The organism is Nguyenibacter vanlangensis, from assembly GCF_013376155.1.
GTDB lineage: Bacteria > Pseudomonadota > Alphaproteobacteria > Acetobacterales > Acetobacteraceae > Gluconacetobacter > Gluconacetobacter vanlangensis.
Genome location: NZ_JABXXP010000154.1, coordinates 1 through 5,684, shown reverse-complemented (window position 1 = coordinate 5,684; position 5,684 = coordinate 1). Strand labels below are relative to the sequence as shown.

Genomic DNA, 5,684 nt, shown 5'->3' with positions numbered 1-5,684 from the left:
AACCGTTCCGCTTCATGTTGCCGGACGGCTGATGGTCGACGACACCGGATCGCTGCTGGGCGCCTGTCTGAGCGGCGCCGGAATCGCACAATTGCTGGAACTCTATGCCAGGGATCTCATCGCGCAGAAGAGGCTGGTCCATCTGCTGCCGGAATGGTCGGATGAGACCTTCCCCCTATATGCCTATCACCACGCATCGCATCTCATGTCAGCCAAGGTGCGCGCTTTTCTCGATTTTGTCAGGGAACTGGCGTCATGATCCTGAAAGGGGGAAATGAGCGCAGGGAGGGAGGCTTCTCCTTGACTACTCATCATATATCCCGATAAGTGGATATATGGAAAATGAAGCCGCCCTCCAGGCGCTGGGCGCCCTGGCCCATTCCAGCCGTCTCGATGCCTTCCGGCTGCTCGTGCGCCAGGAACCGGACGGCCTGCCGGCCGGCGAGGTCGCGCGCCGACTGGGCGTGCCGCAGAACACGCTGTCCACTCATCTGGCGATCCTCGCACGTTCCGGCCTGCTCCATGCGACCCGGCAGAGCCGGCTGGTCATCTATCGCGCCGATCTCGCAGTGCTTCGTGCCCTGGTTCTGTTCCTGGTCAAGGATTGCTGCGCAGGGCGGGCCGATCTGTGCGCACCGCTCATCACTGAACTCATGCCCTGTTGCCCGGCAGAAAGGGTATCGTCAGAAAGGGTATCGCCATGACCATCACGATCTACCACAATCCCGCCTGCGGCACGTCGCGCAACACACTCGCGAAGATTCGCGACGCCGGGATCGAACCCACGGTCATCGAATATCTGAAGACCCCGCCGTCACGCGACGAACTGGCCAGCCTGATCGCGCGCATGGGGGTACCGGTGCGCGACCTCCTGCGCCGCAAGGGCACACCCTATGATGCACTGGGTCTCGATGACCCGGCCCTGACCGACGACCAACTGATCGACGCCATGATGGCGCACCCGATCCTGATCAACCGCCCGATCGTCGTGACCCCGCTTGGGGTGAGGCTCTGCCGGCCGTCCGAAACCGTGCTGGATCTCCTGCCCGAACCGCAGAAGGCGGCCTTCGCCAAGGAGGACGGCCGGCAAGTCGTCGTTGACGGCGGAAAGCAGGTCGTCTGATGCTCGCTCTTGCGATTTTCATCGTCACCCTCGTCTTCGTCATCTGGCAGCCCAGGGGATTGGGGATCGGCTGGAGCGCCCTGGCCGGCGCCGCCGTCGCCCTGGCGACCGGTGTGGTCCATTGGCACGATATCCCGGTCGTCTGGCACATCGTCTGGGATGCCACCTTCACCTTCATCGCGCTGATCATCATCTCGCTGCTGCTGGACGAGGCCGGCTTCTTTCACTGGGCCGCGCTGCACGTCGTGCGCTGGGGCAGGGGAGAAGCGCATGTCCTGTTTCCGCTGATCGTCGTGCTGGGCGCGGCGATTGCCGCGATCTTCGCCAATGATGGGGCGGCCCTGCTGCTGACCCCGATCGTGATCGCGATCCTGGCCCAACTGCGCCTGTCCCACACGGCGGCGCTGGCCTTCATCATCGCGACAGGCTTCGTCGCAGATACCACCAGCCTGCCGCTGGTGATTTCCAACCTGGTCAACATCGTCAGCGCAAATTTCTTCGCGGTGCCGTTCGACCGCTACGCCGCCGCGATGGTGCCGGTGGATCTGGTCTCGCTGGCCGCGACATTGGGCGTGCTGTGGCTGTATTACCGGCGCGACGTGCCGGCCTCGTATCCGGTTGCAACCCTTCCCCCGCCTGCGAGCGCCATCCGGGACCCGCTGGTGTTCCGGGCGGCGTTTCCGCTGCTGGTGGCACTGCTGCTCGCCTATTTCCTGACCGCGCCGTTCCATCTCCCGGTTGCGATCGTTGCCGGCGTCGCCGCCGCGATTCTCTTCGCCCTCGCGGTGAAAAGCCCGGTCATCCGGGTGCGCAAGGTGCTGCACGGCGCACCATGGCAGATCGTCATCTTCAGCCTGGGCATGTATCTGGTGGTCTACGGGCTCAAAAATGCCGGCCTGACCGATCATGTCGCGGACGCGCTGGTCTGGCTCGGCCATCGGGGCACGATCGTCGCCACGGTGGGGACCGGTGTCCTGGCAGCCCTGTTGTCATCGGTGCTGAACAACATGCCCAGCGTGCTGGTGGGCGCATTATCCATCCGCCAGGCGCAGGACATCACGCCGCTCACCCGCGACCTGATGGTCTACGCCAATATCATCGGCTGCGACCTGGGACCGAAATTCACCCCGATCGGCAGCCTGGCGACCCTGCTCTGGCTGCATGTGCTGGCCGGCAAGGACTACCGCATCACCTGGGGCCAATACATGAAGGTCGGGCTGGTCATCACCCCGCCGGTGCTGCTGGTCGTGCTGCTGGCGCTCGCCGTCTGGCTGCCGATGATCAGTTGACCACCGCGACGCGAAGGGAATCCCGACCTCTCACGCTTGAAGCCGAGCGCATGCTCGACTTGAGAGCGGCCGCGGCTCAGAAAGGAGAGGGGCCACCGGCATCGGGGTCGGGTTCCTGTCCATCAATCCAGAGCAACGCCTGTTGCTCGCTCGTAAACGGCCCCGCATCGAGAATATCTGTGCCGTCCATGATATACCAGCCATCTTCATGGGGGGCCGGCGGATTGGTCCTGGCATCAAGAAATATCGGGATCATGGGTCTTTTTCCGCTGTATCTTGCGTTCCTTTCAGAAAATTCTCCTCGTCCTGGCGCGTAGCGAACGGGACTTCCTGCTTGTCGTCCAGTTCGTTCATGCTGCCGCCGGAATTGCCGAGATTCTGCTCCAGCCACGCCTCTTCGACGGGCTGTCCGTCCGGACCCAACGGCACCGGCGATTCGATGGGAATCTGGCCGGCATCGGGGTTCAGTTCCATGCCGATCAACTCGGACGCCTGCGCCTTATAGGCGTCGGGACCGCAGGCCGGCTTGCCGTCGGCGGCCCACAATTCCTTGGCCCTGGCGAGGATACGCGCTGCCGTCTGCGGTGAATCTTCAAGCGGGTTGTCCATGTTCGAAAGTCCTCGACAATTGTGCCCATGGCTGGTTTGCGCCGGTGCCGGACAGGCCGGCCTGTCCCGACATCCAATGTCATTCCGGGGAATTCACGGCATGCAGCATGCGATTCGTTCAGGCGCATATTCTGGCAGAGACCGGCCTTCGCCGATAACGCCGCAGCACGCCGAAAGCTGCGTTCCCGATCATCAGGATGCCGCCGGCGCCAGTTCCCCCGCGGCATCGATGGCGACCGTCGCCTCGCTGGTGAGGACGCGGAAGGTGAAGCTCTCCTGCAGATACAACTCAACCGTGTCGGCCGTGTGGCTCAGATAGCCGATCGAGAAATCCTGCCCGATATCAAGCGCCAGATCGCCGCCCCGCATGGTCACGACGAAAGCCCCCTCGATAGCCGGCGCCCAGACGAGCTTGCCGTCGATCATGCTTTCGATGTGCTTGCGGATGGGATATCCGTCATCGTCGCCACTGCCGACCGCCAGGAATGCCTGCGCCCCCAGGACGATCGAATAGGGACCGTTCACGCCCGCGAGACGCAGGGTGGCGAGGGCGTCGGCGATGACATGGGGATAATCCTGCACCGACGCCGGAAGCTTCAGATGGGCATTGGACGTGCCGGCGCGAATGCCCTGGATGCCCGCTGCGGCATATCCCTCGAAGATGGCGCGGTCTTCCGCGAACGCGATCATCTTCGCGGCATCCTTGACCGGCTGCCAGTCGGAATCCTGAGAGCCCCGCTCCACGGCATCGATTTCCTCGCGCGACAGGACGAAGGGCACACGCAATTCGACGAGCGGCAGAACGTCACGCCGCATGGCGCGAATCCCGTCGGTCGGCGCATCGATCCGGCTGGCGCGACCGGTTCCGATACCGGCAAGCGACAAGCCTTTGGGTTCCGACGTATCGACGACGCGCCGCCCGGCGAGATGCCGCCGGATCGTACGGGCCGCTTCCTCTTCGATCTGCTCCCAGGCCATGCTGGAAACGGGGGCGAGATGCCGGTGAAGATTGTTCATGTCAGGGTTCCTCTTTCAGCGAGCCAATGCCCAGCGACGGATCGGCCTGGTGTGCCCTTGGGGCGGGTTCGGGGGGCGCGGATGCGCGGCCGGTCTCGTCGAGCGACCGTGCCGGCGCAGCGATGTCCGGAGCGCCATCCAGGAAATCGGCGGTCGGAATGAAGAACAATGCGCCGGTGACGGCGGTGCTGACGTCCAGAATCCGGTCGTAATTCCCCGGGGGCTTTCCGACGAACATATTGTGCAGCATCTGCTCGATGCGCGCGGGCGAACGCGCATAGCCGATGAAATACGTGCCGAATTCGCCCTTTCCAACCGCGCCGAATGGCATATTGTCCCGCACGATCTGGAGTTGCTGGCCGTTTTCCTCGATCGTCGTCAGCATGTTATGGGCATAGCTGGGTTTGGCGGCATCGGCCAGCTCGATGTTGGAAAGCTTCTTACGCCCGATGATGTTTTCCTGCATTTCGGTCGGAATGGCATTCCATTTTTTCAGGTCATGCAGGTATTTCTGGATAATGACGTAGCTGCCGCCCGTGAAGGCCGGATCCTCGTCGCCCACGATCGCCGAGTCGATGGCCGCCTGGCCGGACGGGTTTTCGGTGCCGTCCACGAAGCCCAGCAGGTCGCGTTCGTCGAAATATTTGAAACCGTGGACCTCATCGACGACGCTGGCCGCGCCTTCCAGGCGCGAGACGATCGTGGCCGCCAGTTCGAAGCACAAATCCATGCGCGTGGCACGGATATGAAAAAGCAGGTCGCCCGGGGTCGAAGGGGCATGATGCACGCCGTGGATGGCCTGGAACGGGTGAAGATCCTTCGGTCGCGGAGCGCCGAAAATAAGGTCCCATGCCGTCGACCCGATGCCGGTGACGCAACTGAGGCGCCCGTCGGGGATACGAAAACCGACGCCGCGCAACAGCGAGGAAAGATCTCCCAGCAGGTCCCGGAGTTGAGCGCCTGCCGCGGCTTGATCGCCTGTATTCAGGGTCGCGACAAGGAACAAGGCGGCCTGGGTCAATTTGGTGTCGACGGGTTGAGATGTGGCCAATGGACGGAAACTCCCTTCATGCTCCCCGAGCCGCGAGCAGGCATCTTCTGCCGCCCGATGCCAGGACGGCTGCCGGCCGGTTGACCATGGATCATAGGTATAATCGAATCCGAGGGAAAGGATGAGTTGTTATAACCAGTACGCATAAGAATATAAATAAAAGGTCTTGGACGCACGGTAGCAGGTTGATTTAACACCATACCGGTTACGTCACGCCATCTGTTTTGACGAACGGCCCCGTGGCCTTGGCCGTTGTCGAATGCTTCCTGCCCCTTCAGCGTCAGTTCTTTTGATCGGGATTTCGTAATGCCAGGGATTGCGGAAAATATTGATGCAGAATGCCCATGATATAGCGCTTTTACTTGCGCGCTTCCAGTTCGCCTTTACCGTGGGCGTTCACATCATCTTTCCCGCCTTTTCGATCGGCCTTGCCGCCTATCTTGCCGTGCTCGAGGGTGCGTGGCTGGCGACGGGGCGGCAGGTCTTCCTCGATCTCTATCGCTACTGGATCAAGGCGTTCTCCATCGTCTTCGGCATGGGCGTCGTCTCCGGCCTGGTGATGGCCTACGAGTTCGGCACGAACTGGTCGGTGTTC

Annotated in this window: 9 protein-coding genes; 5 read left to right on the top strand and 4 right to left on the bottom strand. The window is 62.4% G+C overall.

Annotation, left to right across the window (positions count from 1 at the left end; all coding sequences use genetic code 11):
- From HUK84_RS09310 to HUK84_RS09295, 4 genes are all read left to right on the top strand, one after another.
- Window positions 1-259, top strand: a 259-nt coding sequence (locus HUK84_RS09310; protein ID WP_246285578.1) for a LysR substrate-binding domain-containing protein, incomplete at its 5' end; no start/stop codon positions are given.
- 76 nt (window positions 260-335) lie between these two features.
- Entirely contained in the window at window positions 336-704 is a 369-nt protein-coding gene (locus tag HUK84_RS09305) for an ArsR/SmtB family transcription factor (RefSeq protein WP_176640046.1), read from the top strand.
- Window positions 701-1,123, top strand: a complete 423-nt coding sequence (arsC, locus tag HUK84_RS09300) for an arsenate reductase (glutaredoxin) (RefSeq protein ID WP_176640045.1) — start codon at window positions 701-703, stop codon at window positions 1,121-1,123. The genes HUK84_RS09305 and arsC overlap by 4 nt, the downstream gene beginning before the upstream one ends.
- Entirely contained in the window at window positions 1,123-2,412 is a 1,290-nt protein-coding gene (locus tag HUK84_RS09295; protein WP_281362776.1) for an arsenic transporter, read from the top strand. Before arsC ends, HUK84_RS09295 begins: the two co-directional genes overlap by 1 nt.
- A 76-nt stretch (window positions 2,413-2,488) precedes the next feature.
- On the opposite strand, the gene HUK84_RS09290 is transcribed toward HUK84_RS09295, so the two are convergent.
- From HUK84_RS09290 to HUK84_RS09275, 4 genes are all read right to left on the bottom strand, one after another.
- Entirely contained in the window at window positions 2,489-2,668 is a 180-nt protein-coding gene (locus HUK84_RS09290) for a hypothetical protein (protein ID WP_176640044.1), read from the bottom strand.
- Window positions 2,665-3,021, bottom strand: coding sequence for a hypothetical protein (locus tag HUK84_RS09285; protein WP_176640043.1), 357 nt, complete (start codon window positions 3,019-3,021; stop codon window positions 2,665-2,667). The genes HUK84_RS09290 and HUK84_RS09285 overlap by 4 nt, the downstream gene beginning before the upstream one ends.
- Window positions 3,022-3,213: 192 nt before the next feature.
- Entirely contained in the window at window positions 3,214-4,038 is an 825-nt protein-coding gene (locus tag HUK84_RS09280) for a family 1 encapsulin nanocompartment shell protein (RefSeq protein WP_176640042.1), read from the bottom strand.
- Between the two features lies 1 nt (window position 4,039).
- Window positions 4,040-5,089, bottom strand: a complete 1,050-nt coding sequence (locus HUK84_RS09275; protein WP_176640041.1) for a Dyp-type peroxidase — start codon at window positions 5,087-5,089, stop codon at window positions 4,040-4,042.
- 331 nt (window positions 5,090-5,420) lie between these two features.
- Between HUK84_RS09275 and HUK84_RS09270 the strand changes: the two genes are divergently transcribed.
- Window positions 5,421-5,684: cytochrome ubiquinol oxidase subunit I (locus tag HUK84_RS09270; RefSeq protein WP_176639147.1), on the top strand; the 264-nt coding region annotated here is incomplete at its 3' end.